Below are 25,217 nucleotides of genomic sequence, written 5' to 3' on the forward strand. Positions count from 1 at the left end.
CCCCAGCGGGTCGGGGTCCCGGACCGGGGCCGGGGTCGCCGACATACTAAGGTAAGGGTTACCTAATTCACAGGGTCCGCAGAGAGAGGTACCCGCCGGGCCCGGACGGCATTCGACGGAAGACCTACAGTTCACCCCGTGCTCGCCCTACAGTTAAGGCAAGCCTCATCAAAGAAAGTTGAAGACGTGGGGACCTCGACGGTCCGGGCGGCGAAAGGCCCCCGCGCGGTACTGCTGCTGACGCTCTCCGGCGTCCTCCTGCTCGCACTGTGCGCCCTGTCGATGGCGTTCGGAGCCCTGGGCGTCCCCCTCGACCAGGTGTGGCACACCCTGGTCGGCGACGCCCCCAGCACCCGGATCGACAACGTCATCTGGTCCGTACGCCTGCCACGCACCGCCCTCGGCCTCGCCACCGGCGCCGCCCTCGGCCTGTCGGGCTCGCTCATGCAGGCACTGACCCGCAATCCGCTGGCCGACCCCGGCATCCTCGGGGTGAGCGCGGGCGCGGCCTTCGCCGTGGTCCTGTCGGTCGGGGTGCTGGGCATCGGTTCGGTGTACGGCTACATCTGGTTCGCCTTCGGCGGCGCGTTCGCCGCCAGCGTCCTCGTGTACCTCCTCGGCGGACTGGGCCGGTCCGGCTCCACACCGGTCAAACTCGCGCTGGCCGGTGTGGCGGTGACCTCCCTGCTGTTCTCGCTGACCAGCGCCATCGCCCTGACCGACCCGGACGCGCTCAACCGCTACCGCTTCTGGAGCGCCGGCTCCCTCGCCAACCAGGACGAGGCCGTCCTGCTCCGCGTGCTGCCCTTCCTGGCCGTCGGCGCGATCCTCGCCCTCGCCTGCGCCCCCGCCCTCAACAGCCTCGCGCTCGGCGACGACGTCGCGAAGTCGCTCGGGCTCAAGCTGGGCCTGGTCCGCGTCCAGGGTGTCGTCGCCGTCACCCTGCTCACCGGGGGAGCGGTCGCCGTCATCGGGCCCGTGGTCTTCGTCGGCCTGGTGGTCCCGCACATCGCCCGGGTCCTCGCCCAACTGGCCGGGATCGGCCCGGACCACCGCTGGCTGCTCCCGCTGTCGGCCGTCCTCGCCCCCTGCCTCCTGCTGGCCGCCGACATCGCGGGCCGCCTGCTCGCCCGCCCGACCGAGATCCAGGCCGGTGTCCTCGTCGCCTTCGTCGGCGGCCCCTTCTTCATCGCGCTGGTCCGCCGCCGACGTCTCGCGGAGCTGTGAACCATGACCTCACGACCGGGCGTACGCGGGCCCGTGAGAACCGAATCCGTGGAGCTGTGAGCCGATGACGACCGAACTCGCCCCCGTGCCGCCCCCGAAGGGCGGCGGGGACCCCACGCCGAAGCGGCGTACGGCCGACCGCGTCGCCTTCCGGCTGCCCGCCCCGCCCGTCTCCGGCGTCGTACGGCCCCGGCTGCTGGTGGTCGGTCTGCTGCTCGCGGCGGCCGCGTTCCTGGCGTTCTCCGTGGAGACCTCCGTCGGGGACATCGCCCTCCCGCTCGGCGACGTGATGAAGGCCCTGGTGGGCACGGGCGATCCCGGTACCGAGCTGATCGTCCACGAACTGCGGCTGCCGCGGGCCCTGGCCGGGCTGCTCGTCGGCATCGCCTTCGGCATCTCCGGCGCCCTCCTGCAGACGGTGACGCTCAACCCGCTGGCCAGCCCCGACATGATCGGCATCACCCAGGGCGCCGGCACCGCGGTGGTCGCCGGGATCGTCCTCGGCTGGGACGCGGGCCTGGGCACCCAGGCCCTGGGCCTGCTCGGCGCCGCGGTCACCGGCCTGCTGGTCTACGCCCTGGCCTGGAAGCGCGGCACCACCGGCTACCGCATCGTCCTCGTCGGCATCGGCGTGGCCTGGATCTGCACCAGCCTCACCGACTACCTCATGGCCCGCGGCCAGCGCTTCCAGGCCCAGGCCGCCCTCGGCTGGCTCGTCGGCAACCTCAACGGCCGTACCTGGGACCAGATCGGCCCGCTCGCCGTCACCCTGGCCGTGCTCGTCCCGCCGGCGATCCTGCTCGGCCGGCAGATCCGTGTCATGCAACTCGGGGACGACGTCGCGAAGGGCCTCGGTACCCGGGTGCAGCTCGTCCGGGTGGCCGTCCTGCTCATCGCCGTCGGCCTGGTCGCCTTCGGCACGGCCACCGCCGGACCCATCGCCTTCGTGGCGCTCGCCGCGCCCCAGGTCGCCCAGCGCCTGGCCGGCACCCCGTTCCCGCCACCCGTCGCCGCGGGGCTCACCGGCGCGGTGATGGTCCTCGTGTCGGACCTCGCCGCCCGCAAGCTCGTCCCGGACACGGAGCTTCCGGTCGGGGTCGTCACCGGGGTGCTCGGCGCCCCCGTACTGCTGTGGCTGCTCATCCGCGCCAACCGCGCCGGTTCAGGAGGCTGAAGACGTGTCATCGAAGGACGAGCCGACCACGAAGCGCGACGTCCGCGCCGACGCCCTCGGCGATTCCCTCGCCGATTCCCGTGCGGGCGGTCCCGTCGACGGTCCCGAACTGCGTGCCGAGGGTCTGTGCCTCGCCTACGACGACCGGATCGTCGTGGAGGACCTCGACCTGGTGATCCCGACGGGCCGGGTCACCGCCATCGTCGGCGCCAACGCCTGCGGCAAGTCGACCCTGTTGCGTGCGCTGGCCCGTCTGCTGACCCCCAAGGCGGGCACCGTCCACCTCGACGGCCGCTCGGTGCACTCCATCCCCACCCGGGTCCTCGCCCAGCGGCTCGGCATCCTCCCGCAGACGCCCGTGGCGCCCGAGGGCCTGACCGTCATCGACCTGGTGGGGCGCGGACGTTCGCCGCACCAGACCTGGTGGCGGCAGTGGTCCCGGAGCGACGAGGAGGCCGTGCACGAGGCCCTGAGGGCCACCGCCATGAGCGACCTCGCCCACCGTCCCGTCGACGAACTCTCCGGCGGACAGCGGCAACGCGCCTGGATCGCCATGGCCGTCGCCCAGGGCACCCCGGTGATGCTGCTGGACGAGCCGACGACCTACCTGGACCTCGCCCACCAGATCGACGTCCTCGACCTGGTCACCGATCTCAACCGGCACCAGGGCCGCACCGTCGTCATGGTCCTGCACGACCTCAACCAGGCCTGTCGGTACGCCGATCACATCGTCGCGATGAAGGGCGGCCGGATAGCGGGTCAGGGAGCCCCCGCCGACGTCATCACCGCCAGGACGGTCGAGGACGTCTTCGGGCTGCGCTGCGTGGTCGGGGAGGACCCCGTCAGCCGCACGCCCATGGTGATCCCGATGGGCCGTCACCACGAGGGTGCGGAGGCGGACGCGGTACCCGTCGCGGGCACCGCCGGCTGACACCGGGCACCGTCGGCCGACGCGGCCGGCGGTGCCCCGAGCTCACGGACGGGCCGTCAGATAGCCGCCCATCGTGCGGAAGTAGTCCGTCGCCGCGAGTTCCGTGCCGTCCTCCGTCCGCACCCGCTTGACCACCAGCCCCGGCAGCCGCCCGGAGCGCGCCTCGGCACCGGCGACGATCACGACACCGTCTCCCTCCCGGATGAAGATCCGCCCCGGCGTGCCGCCGTAACGGCCCTCGGACACGGCGGCCGAGACGATCCGGAGGCGCTGACCCCGATGGTGGGTGAAGGCGTTCGGATACGGGTCGGACTGGGCCCGTACGAACCGCTCCAGGTCCTCGGCGGGCCAGGTCCAGTCGATCCGGCTGTCCTCCAGGGACCGCTTGTGGAAGAAGCTCGACCGCGAGCGGTCCTGGGGCGTCCACACGGCCTCGCCGGAGGCGATGAGATCGAGCGACTCGGTGACGAGCGGGCCGATCAGATCGACCGTGCGGTGGAACAGATCCGTCGCCGTGTCCTGCGGCCCGACCGCCACCGAACGCTGCAACAGCACATCGCCCATGTCGAGTTCGGCGTCCATCCGGTGGGCCGTGACACCGACCTCGGGCTCGCCGTTGATGAGCGCCCAGATGAGCGGGGAGAAGCCCGCGTAGGTGGGGAGCAGCGAGTCATGGATGTTGAGCGTGCCGTGCGGCGGCAGATCGAAGATCTCCGGCGGCAGCCAGGTGCGCCAGTTGTTCGCCACGATGAGGTCCGGCTCGGCCTCCTTGAGCACGCGCAGCAGCTCGTCGTCGTCCGGCCGGTTGCGCAACAGCACGGGCACGTCGTGCTGTTCGGCGAGATCGGCCACCGAGTCGTTCCAGATCTTCTCGTACGCGTGGTCGCTCTTCGGATGGGTGACGGCCAGCACCACCTCGTGTTCGGAATTCAGCAGTGCCTGCAGCGTCCGGTGTCCCCAGGTCTGGTACCCGAACATGACGACCCGCATATGAGCCCTCCTCAGCCGTTGCTAGGTAAGGCTTACCTTATCTAACATGGCTCTGCTTGGGGGAGGCTGTGTTCCGGCTTGGAGACTCTGTGACCCCTTCTATGAAAGGCAGATGACGCGGTGACGACGCTGCACACCGGGGCGGATTCCATCTACGACGTACTGGGGATCGGGTTCGGCCCGTCCAATCTCGCACTCGCCATCGCACTGCACGAACACTCCGTGGCCTCCGGTACGCAGGACGCACTGCGGGTCGGATTCCTGGAGAGACAACCCCGGTTCGGATGGCACCGGGGCATGCTCATAGACGACGCCACCATGCAAGTGTCCTTCCTCAAGGACCTGGTGACGATGCGTGACCCCACCAGCGACTTCAGCTTCCTGTGCTACCTGCGCGACCGCGGCCGTCTCGTCGACTTCCTCAATCTGAAGACGCTCTTCCCGCTGCGCATCGAGTTTCACGACTACTTCGAGTGGGCGGCCGCCCGCGTCGCGCACCTCGTCGAGTACTCCTCGGAGGTCGTCTCCGTACGTCCGGTCACCCGGGACGGCGAGATCCGCTACTTCGACGTCACCAGCCGCGTCCCCGGCGACCCCGACAGCCTGACCGTCCGCCGGACCCGCAGCATCTGCGTGGCCACCGGCCTGGAGCCGCATCTCCCGCCCGGCGCCGACCTGTCCGAACGGGTCTGGCACAACAGTGAGTTGCTGCCCCGCGTCGACCAGGTCGTGCGCACGGGACGGCCGGTGCGCCGCGCAATCGTCCTCGGCGCGGGCCAGAGCGCGGCGGAGGCCGTGGACTACCTCCACCGCAACTTCCCCGAGGCCGAGATCTGCTCGGTCTTCGCCAAGTACGGCTACACGCCCGCCGACGACAGCCCCTTCGCCAACAAGATCTTCGACCCCGAGGCCGTCGACCTGTACTACGGCGCGCCCCGCGAGGTGAAGCAGTCGCTGTTCGACTACCACCGCAGCACCAACTACTCCGTCGTGGACATGGATCTGATCGAGTCCCTGTCCCGGTCCATGTACCAGGAGAAGGTCCAGGGCCGGGAGCGGCTGCGGATGATGAACGTCTCCCGGTTGCGCGAGGTCGAGGACGGCCCCGAGGACGTCAAGGTGACCGTGGAGTTCCTGCCGACGGGGGAGCGCGAGGTCCTCTCCTCCGACCTCCTCGTCTACGCCACCGGCTACCGGCCCCGGGGCGTCGGCGACGACCTGGGCGAGATCGGCAAACTCTGTCTGCGCGACGACGAGGACGCCCTCATGGTCGGCCGCGACCACCGGGTCACCACCAACTCCAATGTCACCGCCGACATCTATCTGCAGGGCGGCACCGAACACACCCACGGCCTCACCTCCACCCTGCTGTCCACCACCGCCGTACGCGCCGGGGAGATCTGCGCCTCCCTCCTCGCCCGCCGTGCGGCGGTCCCGGCGGCAGCGGAGGGGTGAGGACCCGTCGCGACGCGCCCCCGATGCCGGGGGCGGCCGCTCGCCGCAGCAAACCGGTCATTTGCTTGGCGCGTTGGCGCCGCGCACCCGCAGATCCGGACGATCGACCTCCAGGGCGCGTTAGCATCACGGTGTGATGACGGTTCGGCCACTTCGACGCATGGCTCGGGCCCGCGCTCTCGCGGGCCCGCTGCTGCGCGTGCTCGGCCTCGCCGTGGTGCTCTTCGCCGTCGCCCTGACACACGGGGCGACCCCGGAGAGCGCCGGTGGACACGGGACGACCAGCGCCGTGACCCCCGCGACCGGCACGAGCGAACTCCCGCCCCACGGTGGGGACGTGCCGTCCACCGTCTCCCCGGCCGCGGTCGTCGAGGCCCTCGTCGGGCCTCCCGCCGACCCGCACGACCGGCCCGGAGGGCACGGCGGCCACGGCGTCGACAGCCCTGCCGAACACTGCGCCTCCGCGCAACCGCAGCAGGGTCCGTCCCTGGCGCAGCCCAGATTCGCGGTGTCGGTGAGCGAAGTCGTCGCACCGGGCTGTGCCCCGTCCACGCGCGACGCCGGCGAGGCGCATCCGTCCGACCGGTCGTCAGCCGCCGTGAGAGCACTGGTCGTCCAGCAGATCTAGGCCCCGGGCTCCTCCGTCCCGTCCTGTTTTCTCCCCGTTCCGCATCAGCGCGCGCTCGTCCGCTCCCGGCCCACCCGCCGCCGAGCCGGGCCTGCCGTGCGCGCGCCCGGAGGACCCCCGTGCCGCTCCACTTCCGCGTGCCCGCATCCCGTCGGCGGGCACCGGCCTCCTCGCCCCGGCCGAAACCGCTCGCCGCCCTCGTGCACGGTTTCCTGCTGGTCGCGTTCGTCCTGTGCGCCCTCGCGCACGGGCCGTCAGACGAGTCGCACCGCTCGTCCGAGGCGAACGCCCCCGTGGTCACCGCGATCCCGGCGGCCGGGGTCACGCTCGGAGCGCCCCCGGCGATCCCGGCGACCCGGGCAACCTCAGCAACCTCGGTGATCCGGGCAACCCCGGCGGCACCCGAGGCCCCGCACGGACCCCATGGCCACCACTCGGCCGAGGAGTGCCTGACCGGCGGCGTCCTCCGGACACCGAGCGCCCAGACCTCGCACCAGCCAACGCCCGCCACCGATCCCGTGCCCCTGTTCGCCGCGATCACGGCCGCGACACTGGGCCCACCGGGGCCGGCGCGCCGCAGCCCGCACCGACGCCGACACTCCCGTACGGGCCGGACCGTGTTGGTGCGCACCTCGCGGTGGCGGATCTAGACCTCTCGCCCGCGGCCTCCCCCTACGGCGGCCGCCACGTGCACGCGACCATCAACGTCCAGCGAGAGCGACACCATGCGATCCATCAACGCCACCTCCCACGCCCTCCCCGAGGCGGTCCCCCTCACCTCACCCGCCTCGACCGCACTCACCGACCGAACAGCCGCGAACGGCCGGTCGGCCCTCCCGGCGCTGGTCGGCAACACGCCCCTCCTGCGCGTGTCCGAGCCGCTGACCCCGGCCGGACACGGCTTCTGGGCCAAGCTGGAGGGCTTCAACCCGGGCGGTATCAAGGACCGCCCCGGCCTGTACATGGTCGAACGGGCCCGCGCACGGGGCGAGTTGCGGCCCGGCGCGCGGATCATCGAGTCCACCAGCGGCACCCTCGGCCTCGGCCTCGCGTTGGCCGGAATGGTGTACGGCCACCCCGTCACGCTGGTCACCGACCCCGGCCTCGAACCGTCCATGACCCGGCTGCTCGGTGTCTACGGCGCAGCCGTCGACATCGTCACCGACCCGCATCCCACGGGCGGTTGGCAGCAGGCCAGGCGCGACCGGGTCACCGAACTCCTCGGCCGGTACGACGGCTCCTGGTGCCCGGACCAGTACAACAACCCCGACAACACCACCGCGTACACCCCGCTCGCCCTCGAACTCGCCTCCGCGCTGGGCCACATCGACACCCTCGTGTGCAGCGTCGGCACCGGCGGACACTCGGCGGGCGTCGGCCGGGTCCTGCGACAGCTCTACCCGGACATCCGGATCGTCGGTGTCGACACCGTCGGCTCGACCATCTTCGGCCAGCCCGCCCGTACCCGTCTGATGCGCGGCCTCGGCTCCAGCATCCACCCGCGCAACGTCGCCTACGACACCTTCGACGAGGTCCACTGGGTCGCCCCGGACGAGGCCGTACGGACCTGCCGTCTCCTGGCCGCGTCCCACTACGCCACCGGCGGGTGGAGCGTCGGCGCGGTCGCTCTCGTCGCGGGCTGGGTGGCCCGCACCGAGGCCCCGGACACCCGTATCGCGGCGATCTTCCCGGACGGCCCCCAGCGCTACCTCGACACCGTGTACGACGACGAGTACTGCGCCCGGCACGGGCTGCTCGCCGGACCACCGGCACTCGAACCCGAGGTGATCGGCCGCGCGGACGAGAAGGAAGTCACCCGCTGGACCCGATGCACCGACGTGGTCGACCCCCTCGCCCTGCCCGCCGCCCGTGAGGAGGACGGCGCGTGAAAGGGACGCTCTCCCAGGTACGGTCCTACGACCCCGCCGTCCAGCTGTTGATGGTCAACCAGTTCACCATCAACCTCGGCTTCTACATGCTGATGCCCTACCTGGCCGCCCACCTCTCCGGCACCCTCGGGCTGGCCGGCTGGATCGTCGGACTCGTCCTGGGCGTACGGAACTTCAGCCAGCAGGGCATGTTCGTGGTCGGCGGCGCACTCGCCGACCGCTTCGGCCACAAGCCGTTGATCGTCGCCGGCTGCCTCCTGCGCACCGTCGGCTTCGCGGCCCTCGGCTTCGTCGACTCCCTGCCCGCCCTGCTGGCGGCCTCGGCCGCCACCGGCCTCGCGGGCGCCCTGTTCAACCCGGCCGTACGGGCCTACCTCGCGGCCGGGGCGGGGGAGCGCAGGGTCGAGGCGTTCGCCCTGTTCAACGTCTTCTACCAGGCGGGCATACTCCTCGGCCCGCTGGTCGGCATGGTCCTCACCGGCGTCGACTTCCGCGTCACCTGCCTCACCGCCGCCGGCATCTTCGCCGTGCTGTCGGTGGTGCAGATCCGCGCGCTGCCCTCCCGGGACCGCGAGGACGACGGGGCCCGGCGGGACGAGAGCCGGGGGAGCCTGCTCGCCCAGTGGCGCGGCATCCTCGCCAACCGGCCCTTCCTGCTCTTCGCCGCCGCGATGACCGGCTCGTACGTCCTCACCTTCCAGGTCTATCTGTCCCTGCCGCTGGAGGTGCGACGCCTGGGCGGGGACGGGGAGTTCGGCACGGCGGCCGTGGCGGTGCTCTTCGCGGTGTCCGGGCTGAGCACCGTCCTCGGCCAGACCCGGGTGACGGCCTGGTGCAAGGCCCGCTACGAGCCGGGCCAGGCGCTGGTCCGGGGACTGGCGGTCATGGGCGCCGCCTTCGTGCCCCTGCTCGTGCCGGCACTGCTGCCGGTGCCCGACGCCGGGCCGGGACGGTGGCTGTCGGCGGCCCTCCCGCCGACGCTGGCCGCGCTGCTGCTGGCCGTCGGCACGATGATCGCGTACCCCTTCGAGATGGACACCATCGTCCGCCTCAGCGGAGACCGGCTCGTCGCCACGCACTACGGGCTGTACAACACCGTCTGCGGTATCGGCATCACCGTGGGGAACCTGCTCACGGGTGCCGCGCTGGACGCCGCCCGGGAAGCCGGGCTGCCCGCGCTGCCGTGGCTCGCACTGACCGCGCTCGGCCTCGGCTGCGCCGCGTCCGTGCACGGCCTGCACCGCGGGGGCCGGCTGGCGCCACCCGCGCCGGAACCGTTGACGGTCCGGACGGCCTGACCCTCGGACGGCGCCGACCGTCCGACCGGCCCGACCGCTCGACGCCCTGAGCCGCCGACAAGGGGCGGACACCGCACGGCGTCCGCCCCACCTAGACCGCCGTATGGCGGCCGCCCGCCTCGGGCGGTCGACGGCAGCCCCACCTACAGGCGGTCGGCGGCCACCGGGCCTGGGCCGGGGACATGCCTAGGCCGCTCCCGAATGCTCGGCAGCGCGGTGTCCGGCGGCGGGCGGCGGCGACGGCCCGTCCCCGCCCCAGGAGCCCCCGAGGGCCCGTGGCGGGCCGCGCCCGCTCGCCCGCCCCCTGGTCGCCGCCGCGGGAGCGGGCCGGGGCGCCGCCGCCCCGCCTACGGGCGGTCGGCGTCCGTGTCGACCTTGCCCCGCCGTCGTACGCCCTTCGCCAACACCCCGCCCAGGAACCCGGTCCCGAGCCCCCACAGCACGGCGAGTCCGAGCGCGGACCACAGATGGGGCCGCAGGTACAACTCCCCGCCCAGGTCGCCGCCGAGGTCGCCGATGCCGAGGACCGACAGTCCGTAGTGCGCGGAGATACGGCCCACGAGGCAGATCATCAGCACGGTGAGGGCGAGCGCGGCCGCCATGTGCACACCGTGCTGCCACAGCCGCACCCGGGCCGGGGAGCGGGCCGCCATCACGAACGCGGCGGCGGTCAGCAGCACGGCGTCGACGACCACCAGCCACCAGACCCGGCCGTCGTACTCGGCGAGGGATCCCAGGTTCAGCGTCGACACATCGGGTCCGCGCACGACCTCGTCCAGGATCTTGGGCATCGGCAGCCCGAAGGGCCCCTCCACCTGGCTGTCCCAGGTGACGCCCAGGCCGATCGTGAGGACCAGCCACATCACGTTCGGCAGCCCCAGCAGGATCACCGCGGCCGTCTCGGCGGCGTGCCCTCGGGTCAGCGCCACCACCACCGCGATCACCAGCCCGATGCCGACGTACGCCAGCAGCAGACCCACCATCGCGTACGCGGCGGGCCGCACCGACTCCTGGAACCGCAGCAGCCGCGCCGGGAGCGGCGCCCCGCGCGAGACCAGCAGTGCCAGGACGAGGACACCGGCGAGCCACAGCAGCCCGAAGAACAGGGTCGGAGCCACGGCGGTCTCGAACCCCACCTGGGCGGAGGCGCCGAAGAAGTCGCCCACCTCGCCGAGCGGGACGTCGAAGCTCTGGCGCGCCGCGACCGTGAGGCCGATCAGCGCCGCGAGCCACAGGACGGCGATCCGGGCGGCCCAGCCCGCGAGTTCGCCCGCTCCCGCGACCGCCCGATGCCGCAGCGGACGCAGGAATCCGGCGGCGATCACCAGCGCACCGACCAGGGTCACCGACAGCGGGACCACGGTCAGGCCCGCCCGCGTCTCCGCGAGGGGTCCGGCGTCGCCGGAGAGTTCGACGGTGCCGCCGACCGCCGTCACCACGGTGGCCGCGACCACTCGGGGGAACGCGCCGTCAGGGAGGTCCGTGGCGCCCGCCGCCCAGAGTCCGAGGGACGCCGTCACGATCATCGCGATCAGCCCGGCCAGCACGGTGGCGAGGGCGTGGAGCCAGCCGTGGCGGGCGACCGCCCGACCGGATGACGCCGTTCGCCTCGGACGCAGGGTCTGGGGACTCACTCTTGCCACGCTAAGCACGGCCGGGGCACTCCGCGCGGCGAGCAGGCGGGACCCGTCGCCGACACCCCTCGGCTTGCGGGGTGCACGGGACCAGGGCACACAATGGGCCTGTTGTGGAGCAGAACGCCATCATCGGCGTGAATCGCCGCAGATCCCTACGGCGGGAGAAGCCCTGTGAGCGCCGACCAACCGTCCTCCGGCCGCCCGACCGGCCCGCCGTCCGGCCCGCTGTCCGGACCGTCGCAGCCCGGCCCCACCCCACCCGACACCTCCCATCCGAGCGGCGGGGGACCACCGCAACCCCCGAGCGGACCCTCGGGCGCAGGCGGAACAGGTGACTCCGGCGGAGGACCCGGCGGGCCCTGGGGACCTGGTGGTCCCGGCGGTCCTGAGGGGCCGGGCGGGCCCGGCGGGTCCTCCGGCGGCTCCGGGGCAGGGCCCGCGGGCCCCGGTCGTCCGTGGTGGCGGTCCGCGCCCCGCATCGCCCTCCTGGTCGCCGCGGCCGTCGTCGCCGTGGTCCTGGTGGTCGTCCTCACCCGCTCCGACGACTCGGGCGGCTCGGCGGACGGCGAGGTGTTCCTCCAGGCCGCCGGCAAGTCCGGCCCCGACCCGTTCACCGAGTCGACGGCGACGGACAGCTCCACCCCGCCCGAGACCCCCACCACCACACCGACCCGGTCCGAACCGGCCAACGTGACCCGCGCCGTGGACGGTGCGTCCGCCGGCCTCTACGGCGGTACCCGCAACGTCGCCAGCTGCGACGTCGAGAAGCAGGTCGAGGTGCTCAGGGCGAACCCCGCCAAGAACGACGCGTTCGCCGCCGTGGCCGGCGTCGAGTCCGCCGACGTACCCGCCTATCTGCGGTCGCTCACCCCGGTGCAGCTGCGCATGGACACCCGGGTCACCAACCACGGCTACCGCGACGGCGCCGCCACCAGCTACCAGGCCGTCCTCCAGGCGGGCACCGCGGTCCTCGTCGACGACCGGGGAGTGCCCCGGGTGCGCTGCGCCTGCGGCAACCCGCTGAAGCCGCCGGTCGCGCTGAAGAGCACACCGGAGCCGAAGGGCGACTCCTGGCCGTCGTACCGGGCCGGGAACGTGGTGGTCGTCGAGCCCTCGACGGTGATCATCAACGTCTTCGTCCTCTACGACCCCGACCACGACGAATGGTTCACCCGTCCCGCCGGCGACACCGGTGGCAAGGACAAGAAGACCAGCCCGCCGGTCGACCAGCCCTCCCCGTCGGCGTCCACGTCGTTCTCCGAGGAACCGCCCACCGAGTCGCCCGAACCGTGCGACTCCACCGGGGCCGACGCGACCGCCAGCCCGTGCCCCTCCTCGTCCGCCGTGACACCGTCCACATCCACATCCGCGCCCGAGCCTGAGCCGGAGAGCCCCGAGACCTACGACTCGGCGCCGGACGACACCACGACGACCGGCACGGCGGTCCTCCGCGGTGGCCCGGAGCCGGTCACCCCGAACTCGTGACAGGTCCGCCGACCGGCCCGGGCCGTCCGACTCACTCGTCGATCGCCGCCCCGAACAGCGCGTCCACGGCGGATGCCCCGAGCGAAGCGGCGTGGTGCGTCCACGACCCCGACGCCGTGATGCCGCCCGCGCCCGCCGAAAGCACCCGGACATGCCCGTCGTTCGTGTTCTCCCCGGGCGCTGCGGCCGGCAGCCCGAAGCGGCCGTCGCCGTTCGGGTCGGTCAGCCGGACCTGGGCGCCCACTTGTCGCCCTTCTCCGCCGCGCCCGGCACGCCCGCCGAGCCCTGGTCCCACGACCTGGCGCCGGTCGAGATCAGTCCGGCGGCGGAGCCGCGCTTGTGTCTCCTGACGGAAAACGGGTGGCGGACCGACGCGCGGACGGCCGATGCTCCTCCGCATGACCGACCATCGTGGGACACGGATTGACGAACAACCGCTGCCGGAGCGGGTGACCGGGTGGGGCGACCGATTCGTCGGCCCCGACGAGGATCCGCGCGGCGACGGCGGCTTCGACGGGGAACGGGCCACGCTCGTCGGGTACTTGCGCAACCAACGGCTCACCCTGGAGCTGAAGTGTTCCGGCCTGGACGCCGAGGCGCTGGCCCGGCGCGCGGTGCCGCCGTCGAACATGTCGCTGCTCGGGCTCGTGCGCCATCTGGCCGGCGTGGAACAGTACTGGTTCCGCGAGGCGTTGGCGGGCCGGCCGGAGCCTCGCCACTACCGCGCCGGCGAGAACCCCGACGCGGACTTCGACGATGCCGTGGCCGACCCCGAGGCCGTCGCCGACGCCTGGCGGACCTGGCGCGCGGAGGTCGACTTCTCCGAGCGTTTCGTGGCCGCGGCCCCCGACCTGGCCGTCACCGGACGCCACGACGGCGAGCCCATCGCCCTGCGGGAGGTACTGGTCCACCTGATCGAGGAGTACGCCCGTCACAACGGCCACGCCGACCTCCTGCGCGAACGCATAGACGGCCGCATCGGCCAGTGAGTACCGGCGCGGACCCGGATTTCCCTCAGGGCGGAACGCCGCCCCCTTGCCCTCCCGTGCGCCGTTCCTAGGCTGGAGAAGTGAGCCAACACGCGTCGAACGAAGCCCGAGTCATCCCCCTGCGCCCGGTCCCGCCGGCCGGCCCGGCCGCCAAGGAACCCCTGTGGCGCGACCTCGTCGGCGACGTGCTCCGCCGGGAGCGCCTGGCCCAGGAGCGCACCCTGAAGGACGTCGCCGACGCGGCCCGCATCTCGATGCCGTACCTCTCCGAGGTGGAACGCGGCCGCAAGGAGGCCTCGTCGGAGGTCCTGGCGGCCGCCGCCCAGGCTCTCGGCCTGGGCCTGGGAGACCTGCTCTCGCTGGCCCAGCGGGAACTGACCCGCGGCACACCCAAGGCCTCCTACGACGGCCTGTGCCTCGTCGCCTGACGGTCCGTGGGGGTCTCAGACCCCCACGGGCCGTCGGCTCAGCACCTCGTCCGCCAGCCCGTAGCCCACCGCCTCCTCCGCCGTGAACACCTTGTCCCTGTCCATGTCGGCCCGCAGTTCCGCGACCTCACGCCCCGTGTGCCGCGCGAGCACCCGCTCGACCTGAGCCCGGATCCGCACCATCTCCTTGGCCTGCAGGGCGAGGTCGGAGACCGTGCCCTGACGGCCCCCGCTGGCCGGCTGCCCCAGCAGCACCCGCGCGTGCTCCAGCACGAACCGCCGGCCGGGGTCCCCGCCCGCGAGCAGCACCGCCGCCGTCGAGGCCGCCTGCCCCACACAGAGGGTCGAGATCGGCGCCCGTACGTACGACATCGTGTCGTAGATCGCCATCAGCGAAGTGAACGAGCCCCCGGGGGAGTTGATGTAGACGGAGATCTCCCGGTCCGGCATCGCCGCCTCCAGATGCAGGAGTTGGGCGATGACGACGTTCGCCACCCCGTCGTCGATCTCCGTGCCGAGGAAGACGATGCGCTCGGACAGCAGCCGGCTGAAGACGTCGTAGGACCGCTCGCCCTGCGCGGTCCGCTCGACCACGTTCGGAATCGTGTACGTCCCCATCACTGCAGTCCCATCCGTCGACGCGAGGAGGCCGGCCGCACGTCGTCGAGCGACTCGACGACCCGGTCGACCATCCCGTACTCCCGGGCCTGTTCGGCCGTGAACCAGCGGTCGCGGTCGCCGTCCCGGGAGACCGTCTCCTCGGACTGCCCGGTGTGCTCGGCGGTGATCCGCTCGATGGCCCGCTTGGTGAACTCCAGGTTCTCCGCCTGGATCTCGATGTCCGCGGTGGTGCCGCCGATGCCCGCCGACGGCTGGTGCATCATGATCCGCGCGTTGGGCAGCGCGAACCGCTTGCCGCGCGTGCCGACGCTCAGCAGGAACTGCCCCATGCTCGCGGCGAAGCCCATCGCCAGCGTGGACACGTCGTTCGGGATCAGCCGCATCGTGTCGTAGATGGCGAGACCCGCCGTCACCGAACCCCCGGGGCTGTTGATGTACAGGCTGATGTCGGTGCGCGGGTCCTCCGCCGACAGCACCAGCAGCTGGGCGCAGACCCGGTTCGCGGAGACCTCGTCGACCTGGGTGCCGAGGAAGACGATCCGCTGGGCGAGGAGCTGTGCGGCGAGATGGTCGTCGAAGCGCGAGGGCGGGGTGTCGCCCTCCTCCGAGCGCGGGGCGAGCAGCGGGGGCCGGCCGGTGATCAGTGGAGCCACGGTTCCTCCCTATGGGTGAACGCGGCCGCGGTGGCCGCTGACTCCACCCTCCCCGTGAACCACCCCTCACCTGGCCTTTCTCTGCCCATGGCAGATTCGCCGACAGCAGAGCACCCCCGGCGCGCCCTCACCCGGCGCATCTCGCGTCCGCGCCACCGATGAGTTTCGGGACCAGGATCGGTCGACACAGGAGACGACACACCCCGCCGGAGGAGGCGCACATGTCCAGCGAAGGATTCACCACCTGCCTGTGGTTCGACGGCCAGGCCGAGGAGGCGGCCGCCCACTACGTCTCGATCTTCAAGAACTCCCGGCTCGGCCGGGTCACCCACTACGGTGAGGGCGCGCCCCAGCCGGCCGGCTCCGTGCTGACCGTGGAGTTCACGGCCAACGGCCAGCAGTTCGTGGCACTGAACGGCGGCCCGGAGTTCAAGTTCACCGAGGCCATCTCCTTCCAGATCCTCTGTGCCGACCAGGACGAGATCGACTACTACTGGAACAGCCTCACCGAGGGCGGCGAGCCCGGCCCCTGCGGCTGGCTCAAGGACCGGTTCGGCGTCTCCTGGCAGGTCGTGCCCGCCGAACTCATCGACATGATCAGCGACTCCGACCCGCAGAAGGCGGCCCGGGCGACCGCGGCTTTCATGGCGATGGGGAAGTTCGACCTCGCCGCCCTGCGCAAGGCGTACGCGGGCGAGTAGCTCGAAGCAGCAGGAGGCGGAAGCGGGCGCCACGGCGGCGGAGGCGGCCGCCACGGCGGCGGAGGCGCCGCACGGGAAGGACGCGGGCGACCACGAGCCCACGTCCCAGCGGGTCTGAGAGGGCGGTCCGGGCCGGGCCGGGGCGAACCGGGTCCGGCCTACGGCCTGTCGGTACGCGCGTCGGCGATGGCCCGGGAGATCTCCCGGGCCATCCGCGTGATCCCCGGGGACCGGACCGGGCACGGCCTGGGCTTGGACGTCGTCGGGGCCAGACAGAAGTGCAGGTAGTCCTCGTCGTGGTGGAGCGCGGTGCGGCCCCGGCCGGGCTGGGTGCAGTAGCCGTCGTGCTGGCGTTCGTAGGCGGTGCACGGCAGGTACTGGGCCCAGGCGTAGCGGTCGGCGGCCGGGCTGACGGCCTTGCCGGCGTCCGCGACCAGGTCACCGGAGGCCCTGGCCTGCTTCGTGTACAGGGCGTTCACCCGGCGCACCCGGTCCGGGGTCATCGGGTCCGGGCCCTGGAGCACCCACACGATCGTCGGCCGGTGTTCGCCGCCCGCGTTCGCGATCTGGTCGGTGAGCTGCTCGGCGGCGGCCGTGTACCGCCGGAAGTACTCGGCGCGGGCCTTGCCGTAGGTGACGCCGTCCATGCAGGGCGTGTAGTCCCAGGCATTGCCCCAGAACTGCAGGACCACATAGTCCGGGCGCAGCCGCCGCACCAGCGCGGCCGCCTTGTCCCGCGGCGGGACGAGCGACCGGTCTGCGGTGCCCTCCAGGTAGTCGCACAGGGTGGTGCCCGAGTAGGGGGCGCTGGTGTAGCGGGCGTCGAGGTCGTCCTTCAGCAGGTCGCCGAGGACGGTCTGGTTCTCCGTGGCGAGGGAGTCCCCGAGGTAGAGCACCCCGGGCGCGGGCTTCGCCGTGCCGGTGTCGGTGCCTGCGTCGGTGCCGCCCGTGCCGCCGTCGTCGCCGGGGGACCCCGTGGCGGCGCGCTGACGGGTGGTGGACGACGGCTCCGGTGCCGCGGCCGACGGCGGCGCCTGGTCCGGTGCGGACTCCGGATCCCCGCACGCGCCGAGCAGCAGCCCGGCGAGCACCGCCCCCGCCACTCCCACGCTCCACGGCTTGCGCATACGGCGACTCCCGCCCCGACCACCGAAACGGTTCCCCAGGCAAGCACAGCCCGACCCGGGGCGGAAGACCCGTGTCGGCCACGAGGGCGCCCGTTCGTGCGGACGCCCCCGCTCCGTCAGGTCACGGGGTCATGCCACCCGTGCAGGCGGCCCCCGGCTCCGGTGTCTGCTCGCCCTGCACGTACTTGTCGAGGAACTTCCGCACCCGCGGGTCGGACGCCTTGTCCACCTTCAGCTGGTGCTCCCAGGCGCTCAGCACGATCGGCGACGACTGGTCCTCGTAGGGACTCATGAAGGTGTACGTCGTCTTGTTCACGAGGCCGGTCAGCGACTCGACGTCCGCCTTGGCGGCCTTGTCGTTGTACGTGATCCAGACGGCGCCGTGCTCCAGCGCGTGCACCGCGTTCTCGTTCGGCACGGCCTTGGTGTACACCTGCTTGTCGCAGTTGACCCACACCTGGTTGTGGTCGCCGCCCACCGGCGGGCTCATCTTGTAGTCGACGGTCTCGGTGACGTGGTTCTGGGTGAGCTTCGACCAGCTCTTCACGCCTTCGACGGGCGCGGCCTTCGCCTCCTCCTTCTCCTGCGCGGCGTCGATCAGGTACCAGCCGCCGCCGACCAGCCCGGCGAGGATCACACCGGTCACACCGAGGGTGAGCAGCCGCATGCGCCGCTCACGGGCCTGCTCCGCCTTGCGTATCTCCTCGACGCGGGCACGCCGCGCCGCCTCTCTGGCCTTGGGGCTGTTGTTCCTGCCCTTCGGCGCACTGTTCTTGGCCTTGGACTTTGATGAAGCCATGGGGTGTCCTTCTCCCGGCCCTGCCCGCACGGGGCACGGCGGTCCTGCGAGTCGTCTGAGGGGGTGTCGTCACGGCCGGTCCCCGGCCTAGACGCGGAGCAACTGCAGTTCGTGCAGATCGGGAGGACGGGCCCGCCCCGGCTCCCCCGCGCCGGACGGCGCGAGCGCGGCCGGATCCGGCGCGGGCTGCCAGGGCGCGGCCGTGTGATCGGCGCCCGGCAACGGCATCTGGCCCAGCACCGCGGCCGGGTCGGAGGAGTGGCAGTCGTGCTCGCCGGGACTGTGCCCGCAGGGGTCGCGCTCCACAAGGCCGGTCCGCGCGGTGACCGACCGGCCCGCCGCGGACCGGTCCTTCACCGGCGGCTCCTGAGTCGGCCCCGCCGAGACCGGGTGCGGCCGGCGCTCGGACGCCTCGGCCGGGGGCGAGCCCGCGCAGAACAGGAGGAACGTGGTCAGCGCCAGCGCGGCCACGAGCAGCAGGTGCGCCCTCCGGCCCCGGGCGCACGGCAGCGCCGTACGTCGGAACGGTCGGCCGGACATGGCGGCACCTCACGAGTCGAGTCACGAGTCGAGGCGAACGGGAGTGCGAGCGCCGCTGAAATTATCAGACGCCGCACGGCCGTGGCCCCGCCCCGCGGAACTCGTGCCGGTTTCACGCGGTCCGTCCCGCTCGGCGCGCGAGCGGGTCCCGTCCTGGCTAGCGTGAGAGCCGGGAGACCACCCGTCGAACCTAGGAGAGTGGCAGCCATGGCCGCACAGCCCGAGGGAACGCCCTGTTGGGTCGACGCGATGTTCGGCGACGTCGAGGGCGCCAAGAACTTCTACGGCGAGGTCCTGGGCTGGACCTTCGGAGAGTCGTCCGCCGAGTACGGCAACTACACGCAGGCGTACGCGGACGGCAAGGCGGTGGCCGCGGTCGTCCCGCCGATGCCCGGCCAGGAGGGCCAGTCCGCCTGGTGCCTGTACCTCGCCACGTCCGACGTGGACGCCACCGCGGCCAGGATCCGTGACAACGGCGGCGACGTGCTGATGGAGCCGATGCGGGTCGGCGAGTTCGGCTCCATGCTGCTGGCCCGGTCCCCGGACGGCGTCGTCTTCGGCTGCTGGCAGGCCGGCGTCCACGAGGGCTTCGAGGCGATGGGCGTGCCCGGCGCGTACACCTGGGCCGAGATCTTCACCCGGGAGCCGGAGAAGTCCGACGCGTTCTTCCCGGCCGTCTTCTCCTACCGGTCCAAGCAGATGGAGGACCCCGACGACCCGCACATGGACTTCCGCGTCTTCGACCTGGGGCAGAACCCGCTCCTCGGCCGGATGAAGATGACCGCGGAGGACTTCCCGCCCGAGATGCCCTCGTACATCAACGTGTACTTCACCGTCCCCGACTGCGACGACGCGGTCGCCAAGGCGACGAAGCTCGGCGGTGTCCTGCGCTTCGGCCCGATGGACACCCCCTTCGGCCGCTTCGCCGTGCTCAGCGACCCGCAGGGCGCGTCGTTCTCGGTCATCGACGTCACCAACACCCAGGGCGAGATGCCGGAGCTCAAGGACGTCGACTGAGCGGGCACAGGAACCGACGGGCACGCGCGGCATGGCATGATCGAGCGCATGTCGGAACGTGTTGTGGCCGCCTGTGACGGAGCCTGCAAGGGAAATCCCGGACCGGCGGGCTGGGCCTGGGTGGTGGCCGAGGACGATGAGATCCCCGCGCGCTGGGAGGCCGGCCCGCTGGGCAGGGCCACCAACAACGTCGCCGAACTCACCGCGCTGGAGCGGTTGCTGGCGGCCACCGACCCGGCGGTCCCGATCGAGATCCGGATGGACTCCCAGTACGCGATGAAGGCGGTCACCACCTGGCTGCCCGGCTGGAAGCGCAACGGCTGGCGCACGGCCGCCGGTAAGCCGGTCGCCAACCAGGAACTCGTCGTCCGCATCGACGAGTTGCTCGCCGGACGCTCGGTGGAGTTCCGCTACGTCCCCGCCCACCAGGTCGACGGCGACCGCCTCAACGACTTCGCCGACCGCGCGGCGAGCCAGGCGGCCACCGTCCAGGAACCCGCCGGCACCGAGCTGGGCTCGCCGGAGCCGCCGGCCGCGCCCGACACGGTCCCGGCCCGCCGCGCACCGGCGAAGAAGTCCGCGAGGTCCGGCAGGGCGGGCGGCCGCACCGGCTCCTCCGCCTCCTCGTCCCGCACCATCAAGGCGAAGTTCCCCGGCCGCTGCCAGTGCGGCCGCCCGTACGCCGCGGGTGAGCCCATCGCGAAGAACGACCAGGGCTGGGGCCACCCGGAGTGCCGTACGGGGGCGACGGCCGGGGCCGAGTAACCGGCCCGGCGGGACGCTCCGGGAGGGCGTGCGCGTCACACGACGGCGCCGCGCCACTCCCCGGTCTCCCGGCCGCGCGCCTCGATGAACTTCTTGAAGCGCGCCAGGTCGCCCTTGGTCTGCCGCTTCACGACGCCCAGCTTGTCGGCCACCTTCTCGGCGGTGCCCTCCGGCTGGAACTCCATCTGCAGCATCACCTTCGTGCGCCCCTCGGCGAGGTGGTGGAAGGTGACGACGCCGGCCTGCCGAGCCTCACCGGAGACGGTCGTCCACGCGACCCGCTCGTCGGGGATCTGCTCGGTGATCTCCGCGTCGAACTCCCGGTGCACACCGTCCACCTCGGTCACCCAGTGCGTCAGTGTGTCCGACCGCTGCTCGATCCGCTCGACCCCGCTCATGAACTCGGGGAACGTCTCGAACTGCGTCCACTGGTTGTAGGCGGTCCGTACGGGGACCTCGACCTCGACGGACTCCTCGATCTGGGTCATCGGTCGCCTCCTCACATCGGTTTGCGTTGCCGTCGCGGCCGAGTCGCCCCGGCCGCGTCCCGGCGCGAGTACCCAGGACCCCGGCGGATCAACGTCCTCAGGCCGCGTCGAACGTGTAGTGCGGGGTGTGGTCCAGCAGCGCCGCCGGGGTCGTGTCGTCCCACGGCTTCATCGTCTCGTTCAGGTCCACCACGTTCGGCGTCCCGGCGGCCGGCAGGTACGCCGAGTTCGGGTGCAGCCGCTGCCAGTCGGCCCACAGCTTGTCGATGAACGCGTGGTGCAGCCAGAACACCGGGTCGTTGGGGGAGACCCCGGTGCCCATCTGGCCGCCCACCCAGACGTGCACCCGGTTGTGGAGGTTGACGCCCCGCCACCCCTCCAGGTGATTGCGGAACCCGTCCGAGGCGCTGTTCCAGGGCGCCATGTCGTACGTGGACATGGCGAGCACGGAGTCCACCTCGGCCCGGGTCGGCAGCTGCCGCACCGCGGTCCCGAGGGCGCGGCGCAGATAGGTGCGGCCGTCGATGCGCACGTTGATCGGCCAGTTCCCGGTGGACGCCGCGAACGGGCCGTCCATCACCCGTCCGTCGCGGCTGCGTCCGGTGCCGCCCAGGAAGTCGGGGGCCCAGAGGGAGGAGCGGGCCGTGCGGTCGGCCGTCCAGTCCCAGTAGGGCAGGGCGACGGTGGAGTCCACGGACTGCAGGGCCCGCTCGAACTCCAGCAGGAATCTGCGGTGCCAGGGCAGGAAGGACGGCGAACGGTGGCCGGTGCGTTCGCCGTTGTCCGTGTCGCCGAGGATGAACGCGTTGTGCGTCGTGACGAACTCGTCGTAGCGGCCGGACCGCTTCAGCGCGATCAGCGCGTCGACGAAGCGCCGCTTCTCGTCGGTGGTCAGGGTCGCCTGGTTCTTGCGGGTGGTCATGGTTCTGCGGCTCCTTGCGGTGTTTCCGATGGTGCGTGTGCGGCGGCGCGGGTCAGTTGAAGGGGACGAGGCGGGCGCCCTGGAGCTCGTCGACGGCCGCGCGGGCGGCCGCGCGCGGGGTCGGTACGGGGGAGTAGTGGCTGACGACGCTGATCCAGCTGCCGTCGGCGTTCCGCATCACGTGCAGCTCCGCCCCGTCGACGAACACCGCGTATCCGGTGCCGTGGTGGTGACCGCCGCCCTCGGTGGCGTGGCCCTGTATCCGGCGGCCCCGGTAGACCTCGTCGAAGGGCTGGAGCGGCTGATGGCCGTCGTGGTCCTCGTGGCCGCCATGCCCGCCGTGGTCCTCGTGGCCGGTGCGGTCGTCCGCGGCCGCCGCGGTGAGCGGGGCTCCCACGGTCACGGTGAGGGCGGCCGCGGCCCCGAGAGCGTGGCGCCGGGTGATGTCGGGCATGCGAAAACCTCCTGGGAAAGGGGGGATTGATGACCCGTCATACCTATCGACCCGCTGTGGGGCGGGAGAAATCCCAGGAAACCGGTTGGCTGCGATCAGGACAATCACGTATATGTCGTGCAAGGTTGAACAAAGATGATCTTGCTGTGCCGACCTCGCGGGCGAGGGTGGAGGGAGATATTCCGCCCGGCGGCGGCACCGGCGCCGATGATCTTGCGGTACGGGTGCGGAGCGCGTGGCCGGCGTCACGCGGGCAAAGTGGCGTGAATCCGGACCGCACGCGCACTGCTACTCTTCGTGGTCAATTGATCGCTTTGCGCAGCGAAATGGGAGTGTGCGTGAAGATCGCGTGCGTCGGCGGCGGACCCGCAAGCCTGTACTTCTCGATCCTGATGAAGCGGCAGGACCCGTCCCACGACATCACCGTCCATGAACGGAACCCGGCCGGGTCGACCTACGGCTGGGGCGTCACCTACTGGTCCGAACTGCTGGACAAGCTCCGCGAGAAGGACCCCGAGACGGCCCTCGCCATCAGCGAGAACTCCGTCACCTGGAACAGCGGGGTGGCGTACGTCCGCGACCGCAGCACCGTCCAGCCCGGCGACGACGGCTTCGGCATCGGCAGGCGCCGCCTGCTCGAACTGCTGGCCGACCGAGCCCGCGCCCTGGGCGTCCGGGTGGAGTACGAGGACGAGATCACGGCCGACGCCCTGCCGGACGCCGACCTCGTCGTCGCGGGCGACGGAGTCAACAGCACGGTGCGCGAGAGGCACGCGGACCGCTTCGGCAGCGACATCACGCTCGGTCGCAACGCCTACATCTGGCTGGGCACGACCAAGGTCCACGACGCCTTCACGTTCTCCTTCCAGGAGACCGACCACGGCTGGATCTGGGCCTACGCCTATCCGTTCAGCGACGAGCAGAGCACCTGTGTCATCGAGTGCTCCCCCGAGACGCTGAGCGGTCTGGGCCTGGACCGCCTGGGCGAGGCCGACGGCCTCGCCCTGCTGGAGAAGCTCTTCGCCGACATCCTCGACGGCCATCCGCTGCTGGGCCGGGACCAGGGCGACGGCACCGCCCGGTGGCTCGCCTTCCGCACCCTGACCAACCGCGTCTGGCACCACGGCAACCTGGTCCTGCTCGGCGACGCCGCCCACACCACGCACTACTCCATCGGGGCCGGCACCACCCTCGCCCTGGAGGACGCCATGTGCCTGGCCGAGTCCCTCGGCGCCCACCCGGACACGGAGAGCGCGCTCACCGCGTACGAGCGACGGCGCAAGTCCGACCTTCTGCGGCTGCAGAGCGCCGCCCGGTACAGCGCCCAGTGGTACGAGAACATCCAGCGGTACATCGAGCTGCCGCCGGAACAGATGTTCGCGCTCCTCGGCCAACGGCACTCCCCGCTGCTGCCGTACGTGCCGCCGCAGCTCTACTACCGCCTCGACCGCGCGGCCGGCCGTCTGGAGGCACTGCGCCGGCTCAAGCGCTGGCTCGGCCCGAAGCTGGCCCGGTCCTCGCAGTCGCGGGCCCTCGCCGGACGGAAGTAGCCGGGAGCGCGCCGCGCCGCCCCGCGGCTCGCCCGCGGGAGCGTGCGCGTCGTCTCAGTACCAGACGGAGAACGTGGCGTCGGCTCTGCCGGTGGCGGTGGAGATCGGGTCGATGCGCAGTTGGTAGGCGTAGTGGCGGATGTAGCGGTCCGGGTGGCTGTGGGAGCGGAACGACGACCAGGACGGGTCGGCGAGTCCTGCGGTCCTGTGGAAGGTGGCGTCCTGGGCGAACCTCGTGGTGCCGTCGTTGGCGTCCAGCCGCAGCTGGTAGAAGGAGTGCCGCAGATAGCGGGTCGGCTGGGTGACGGACTGGAAGGAGACGCCGGAGGGGTCGGCCAGCCCCGGCACCAGCTTCCATTGCGAGTCGGTGTAGGGGTCGAACGGGTACGGGTCGATGCGGCCGAGGGAGTCGACCTGCCGCCAGTATCTGTCCGGGAAGTTGTAGGACTTCAGCCGGTTCCAGGCAGGCTTTCCCCACTTGGCGATCATGTTGTCGTACACCGTCTGGGGGATCGGCTTGATGTCGGCGTGCTTGGAGTTCAGCGGCTGGGTGTAGAGGCGCCGGTCGGTGGCGGTCCAGGTGCCGGTGGAGAGGTCGTCGGTCTGGTAGGCGTAGAAGAGCGCGTTGGCGTCGCCCCACAGGTACCAGGTGCCGGAGGCCTCGGCGAGGATCGGGCCCTCGATGCCTCCCTGCGGCGCCAGGCCCGAGGTGAACTGGGTGAAGCTGCCGGGGGCGAGCGAGGTGGACCTCGCCCCCACCAGTCTGTTGCGGCCCTTGTAGTACAGGTAGTTGACGCCGTTCACGTCCTTGACCAGGGTGCCGTCGATGATGTCGTAGCCCGGGTCGAAGAAGACCTGAGGTGCCGTCACCGTCTGGAAGTCCGTGGTGTAGTTCACCATGATCACGTTGTGTCCGCTGCTGTTGACGGCCGAGTAGATGAGGGCGTACTGGCCGCGGGTGGGGTCCCAGAAGGCTTCGGGCGCCCAGGTGTGGGTGGCCATGTCGTGCAGTTTCAGCAGACGGTAGTTGTCGAAGGAGCGCAGGTCGGCGGAGTCCCAGACGTGGATGTACGGGGTCTTCTTGGTCCAGTCGGTGCCCTTCAGGTTGGTCGCCATGACGACGTAGGTGCCGTCCTGCTTGGGCAGGATGAAGGGGTCGCGCAGACCGCCGTCGCCCGCGGTCGGGGTCACGACGGGGTTGTTCTGGTTCAGCGGCATCCATTGCAGCGCGTCGGTGCTGACCGCTAGGTGCAGGCCGTAGTCCGTGCCGAGGTTTCTCGGTGACTGTGTGAAGTAGGCCATGACGAACGGGGAGGTCGTCGCGGCGCTCGCGGACCGGCTGCCGAGGGTCAGCACGCCGGTGGTGGACAGCGGCACGGCCGCGGCCATGCCGAGGAAGAGCCGGCGCGACGGGAGGGGTGTTGCACTCATCTGGTGCCTCCGGGGCGT

The 25,217-nt window shown here is 71.8% G+C and carries 26 protein-coding genes and 1 pseudogene; 15 read left to right on the forward strand and 12 right to left on the reverse strand.

The window, feature by feature from the left end:
- Positions 1–186: 186 nt before the first annotated feature.
- The 3 genes from ACZ9QC_RS40725 (at position 187) to ACZ9QC_RS40735 (ending at position 3,332) form a co-directional block, all read left to right on the forward strand.
- On the forward strand, positions 187–1,227 hold the full coding sequence (locus tag ACZ9QC_RS40725; RefSeq protein ID WP_472917718.1) for a FecCD family ABC transporter permease: 1,041 nt from the start codon (positions 187–189) through the stop codon (positions 1,225–1,227).
- Positions 1,228–1,291: 64 nt separating this feature from the next.
- On the forward strand, positions 1,292–2,401 hold the full coding sequence (locus ACZ9QC_RS40730; protein ID WP_472917719.1) for a FecCD family ABC transporter permease: 1,110 nt from the start codon (positions 1,292–1,294) through the stop codon (positions 2,399–2,401).
- Between the two features lie 4 nt (positions 2,402–2,405).
- Positions 2,406–3,332: an ABC transporter ATP-binding protein gene (locus ACZ9QC_RS40735; RefSeq protein ID WP_472917720.1), complete on the forward strand. Its 927-nt coding sequence runs from the start codon at positions 2,406–2,408 to the stop codon at positions 3,330–3,332.
- Positions 3,333–3,374: 42 nt separating this feature from the next.
- Here the strand turns inward: ACZ9QC_RS40735 and ACZ9QC_RS40740 are convergent, their stop codons facing one another.
- A complete protein-coding gene (locus ACZ9QC_RS40740) occupies positions 3,375–4,322 on the reverse strand; it encodes a methionyl-tRNA formyltransferase (RefSeq protein ID WP_472917721.1) in 948 nt (315 codons plus the stop codon).
- A 120-nt stretch (positions 4,323–4,442) separates the two neighbouring features.
- On the opposite strand from ACZ9QC_RS40740, the gene ACZ9QC_RS40745 reads away from it, so the two are divergent.
- The 5 genes from ACZ9QC_RS40745 to ACZ9QC_RS40765 all read left to right on the forward strand — a co-directional run bounded on the left by ACZ9QC_RS40745 (position 4,443) and on the right by ACZ9QC_RS40765 (position 9,592).
- On the forward strand, positions 4,443–5,777 hold the full coding sequence (locus ACZ9QC_RS40745) for a lysine N(6)-hydroxylase/L-ornithine N(5)-oxygenase family protein (protein WP_472917722.1): 1,335 nt from the start codon (positions 4,443–4,445) through the stop codon (positions 5,775–5,777).
- 160 nt (positions 5,778–5,937) lie between these two features.
- Positions 5,938–6,405: a hypothetical protein gene (locus tag ACZ9QC_RS40750; RefSeq protein ID WP_472917723.1), complete on the forward strand. Its 468-nt coding sequence runs from the start codon at positions 5,938–5,940 to the stop codon at positions 6,403–6,405.
- A 137-nt stretch (positions 6,406–6,542) separates the two neighbouring features.
- Positions 6,543–7,055 (forward strand): hypothetical protein, encoded by a 513-nt coding sequence (locus tag ACZ9QC_RS40755; RefSeq protein WP_472917724.1) that lies wholly within the window; start codon positions 6,543–6,545, stop codon positions 7,053–7,055.
- A gap of 75 nt (positions 7,056–7,130) precedes the next feature.
- Positions 7,131–8,294, forward strand: a complete 1,164-nt coding sequence (locus ACZ9QC_RS40760; RefSeq protein ID WP_472917725.1) for a PLP-dependent cysteine synthase family protein — start codon at positions 7,131–7,133, stop codon at positions 8,292–8,294.
- Positions 8,291–9,592, forward strand: a complete 1,302-nt coding sequence (locus ACZ9QC_RS40765) for an MFS transporter (protein WP_472917726.1) — start codon at positions 8,291–8,293, stop codon at positions 9,590–9,592. The genes ACZ9QC_RS40760 and ACZ9QC_RS40765 overlap by 4 nt, the downstream gene beginning before the upstream one ends.
- A 347-nt stretch (positions 9,593–9,939) precedes the next feature.
- Here ACZ9QC_RS40765 and ACZ9QC_RS40770 read toward each other — a convergent pair whose 3' ends face one another.
- A complete protein-coding gene (locus tag ACZ9QC_RS40770; RefSeq protein WP_472917727.1) occupies positions 9,940–11,226 on the reverse strand; it encodes a streptophobe family protein in 1,287 nt (428 codons plus the stop codon).
- A gap of 174 nt (positions 11,227–11,400) precedes the next feature.
- Between ACZ9QC_RS40770 and ACZ9QC_RS40775 the strand changes: the two genes are divergently transcribed.
- Positions 11,401–12,714: a DUF6777 domain-containing protein gene (locus ACZ9QC_RS40775; protein WP_472917728.1), complete on the forward strand. Its 1,314-nt coding sequence runs from the start codon at positions 11,401–11,403 to the stop codon at positions 12,712–12,714.
- A 31-nt stretch (positions 12,715–12,745) separates the two neighbouring features.
- Here ACZ9QC_RS40775 and ACZ9QC_RS40780 read toward each other — a convergent pair.
- A pseudogene (locus tag ACZ9QC_RS40780) lies at positions 12,746–13,050 on the reverse strand (esterase); the annotation flags it as partial.
- A gap of 62 nt (positions 13,051–13,112) precedes the next feature.
- On the opposite strand from ACZ9QC_RS40780, the gene ACZ9QC_RS40785 reads away from it, so the two are divergent.
- Complete coding sequence (locus tag ACZ9QC_RS40785; RefSeq protein WP_472917729.1) at positions 13,113–13,703, forward strand: DinB family protein; 591 nt, start codon at positions 13,113–13,115, stop codon at positions 13,701–13,703.
- 80 nt (positions 13,704–13,783) lie between these two features.
- Positions 13,784–14,131 carry a helix-turn-helix domain-containing protein gene (locus ACZ9QC_RS40790; protein ID WP_472917730.1) on the forward strand — a complete coding sequence of 116 codons (348 nt, stop codon included), beginning with the start codon at positions 13,784–13,786 and terminating at the stop codon, positions 14,129–14,131.
- 15 nt (positions 14,132–14,146) lie between these two features.
- On the opposite strand, the gene ACZ9QC_RS40795 is transcribed toward ACZ9QC_RS40790, so the two are convergent.
- Positions 14,147–14,749: a ClpP family protease gene (locus ACZ9QC_RS40795; RefSeq protein WP_319235579.1), complete on the reverse strand. Its 603-nt coding sequence runs from the start codon at positions 14,747–14,749 to the stop codon at positions 14,147–14,149.
- A complete protein-coding gene (locus tag ACZ9QC_RS40800) occupies positions 14,749–15,405 on the reverse strand; it encodes an ATP-dependent Clp protease proteolytic subunit (RefSeq protein WP_472917731.1) in 657 nt (218 codons plus the stop codon). Before ACZ9QC_RS40800 ends, ACZ9QC_RS40795 begins: the two co-directional genes overlap by 1 nt.
- Positions 15,406–15,626: 221 nt before the next feature.
- On the opposite strand from ACZ9QC_RS40800, the gene ACZ9QC_RS40805 reads away from it, so the two are divergent.
- A complete protein-coding gene (locus ACZ9QC_RS40805) occupies positions 15,627–16,106 on the forward strand; it encodes a VOC family protein (protein ID WP_472917732.1) in 480 nt (159 codons plus the stop codon).
- A 158-nt stretch (positions 16,107–16,264) separates the two neighbouring features.
- On the opposite strand, the gene ACZ9QC_RS40810 is transcribed toward ACZ9QC_RS40805, so the two are convergent.
- From ACZ9QC_RS40810 to ACZ9QC_RS40820, 3 genes are all read right to left on the reverse strand, one after another.
- Positions 16,265–17,233 carry an SGNH/GDSL hydrolase family protein gene (locus ACZ9QC_RS40810; protein ID WP_472917733.1) on the reverse strand — a complete coding sequence of 323 codons (969 nt, stop codon included), beginning with the start codon at positions 17,231–17,233 and terminating at the stop codon, positions 16,265–16,267.
- Between the two features lie 121 nt (positions 17,234–17,354).
- Positions 17,355–18,032, reverse strand: coding sequence for a DUF3105 domain-containing protein (locus ACZ9QC_RS40815; protein WP_230217680.1), 678 nt, complete (start codon positions 18,030–18,032; stop codon positions 17,355–17,357).
- An 87-nt stretch (positions 18,033–18,119) separates the two neighbouring features.
- Positions 18,120–18,572, reverse strand: coding sequence for a DUF6153 family protein (locus ACZ9QC_RS40820; RefSeq protein ID WP_472917734.1), 453 nt, complete (start codon positions 18,570–18,572; stop codon positions 18,120–18,122).
- A 207-nt stretch (positions 18,573–18,779) separates the two neighbouring features.
- Between ACZ9QC_RS40820 and ACZ9QC_RS40825 the strand changes: the two genes are divergently transcribed.
- Together ACZ9QC_RS40825 and ACZ9QC_RS40830 are read left to right on the forward strand one after the other, a co-directional pair.
- Positions 18,780–19,589, forward strand: coding sequence for a VOC family protein (locus ACZ9QC_RS40825; RefSeq protein WP_472917735.1), 810 nt, complete (start codon positions 18,780–18,782; stop codon positions 19,587–19,589).
- A gap of 36 nt (positions 19,590–19,625) precedes the next feature.
- Positions 19,626–20,354 carry a ribonuclease H family protein gene (locus tag ACZ9QC_RS40830; RefSeq protein WP_472917736.1) on the forward strand — a complete coding sequence of 243 codons (729 nt, stop codon included), beginning with the start codon at positions 19,626–19,628 and terminating at the stop codon, positions 20,352–20,354.
- 35 nt (positions 20,355–20,389) lie between these two features.
- Here ACZ9QC_RS40830 and ACZ9QC_RS40835 read toward each other — a convergent pair whose 3' ends face one another.
- The 3 genes from ACZ9QC_RS40835 to melC1 all read right to left on the reverse strand — a co-directional run bounded on the left by ACZ9QC_RS40835 (position 20,390) and on the right by melC1 (position 22,218).
- Complete coding sequence (locus ACZ9QC_RS40835; protein WP_472917737.1) at positions 20,390–20,842, reverse strand: SRPBCC family protein; 453 nt, start codon at positions 20,840–20,842, stop codon at positions 20,390–20,392.
- A gap of 97 nt (positions 20,843–20,939) precedes the next feature.
- Positions 20,940–21,764 (reverse strand): tyrosinase MelC2, encoded by an 825-nt coding sequence (gene melC2 / locus ACZ9QC_RS40840; protein ID WP_472917738.1) that lies wholly within the window; start codon positions 21,762–21,764, stop codon positions 20,940–20,942.
- Positions 21,765–21,816: 52 nt separating this feature from the next.
- Positions 21,817–22,218, reverse strand: coding sequence for an apotyrosinase chaperone MelC1 (gene melC1 / locus ACZ9QC_RS40845; protein WP_472917739.1), 402 nt, complete (start codon positions 22,216–22,218; stop codon positions 21,817–21,819).
- 338 nt (positions 22,219–22,556) lie between these two features.
- Here melC1 and ACZ9QC_RS40850 point away from each other — a divergent pair, with 338 nt between their 5' ends.
- Positions 22,557–23,768, forward strand: a complete 1,212-nt coding sequence (locus ACZ9QC_RS40850) for an FAD-dependent monooxygenase (protein ID WP_472917740.1) — start codon at positions 22,557–22,559, stop codon at positions 23,766–23,768.
- A 54-nt stretch (positions 23,769–23,822) separates the two neighbouring features.
- On the opposite strand, the gene ACZ9QC_RS40855 is transcribed toward ACZ9QC_RS40850, so the two are convergent.
- The gene (locus ACZ9QC_RS40855) at positions 23,823–25,199 is read right to left on the reverse strand and encodes a glycoside hydrolase family 43 protein (protein WP_472917741.1); all 1,377 of its coding nucleotides are present in this window, start codon (positions 25,197–25,199) and stop codon (positions 23,823–23,825) included.
- Between the last annotated feature and the right edge of the window lie 18 nt (positions 25,200–25,217).

The sequence above is a fragment of the Streptomyces sp. HUAS MS02 genome (assembly GCF_055702265.1).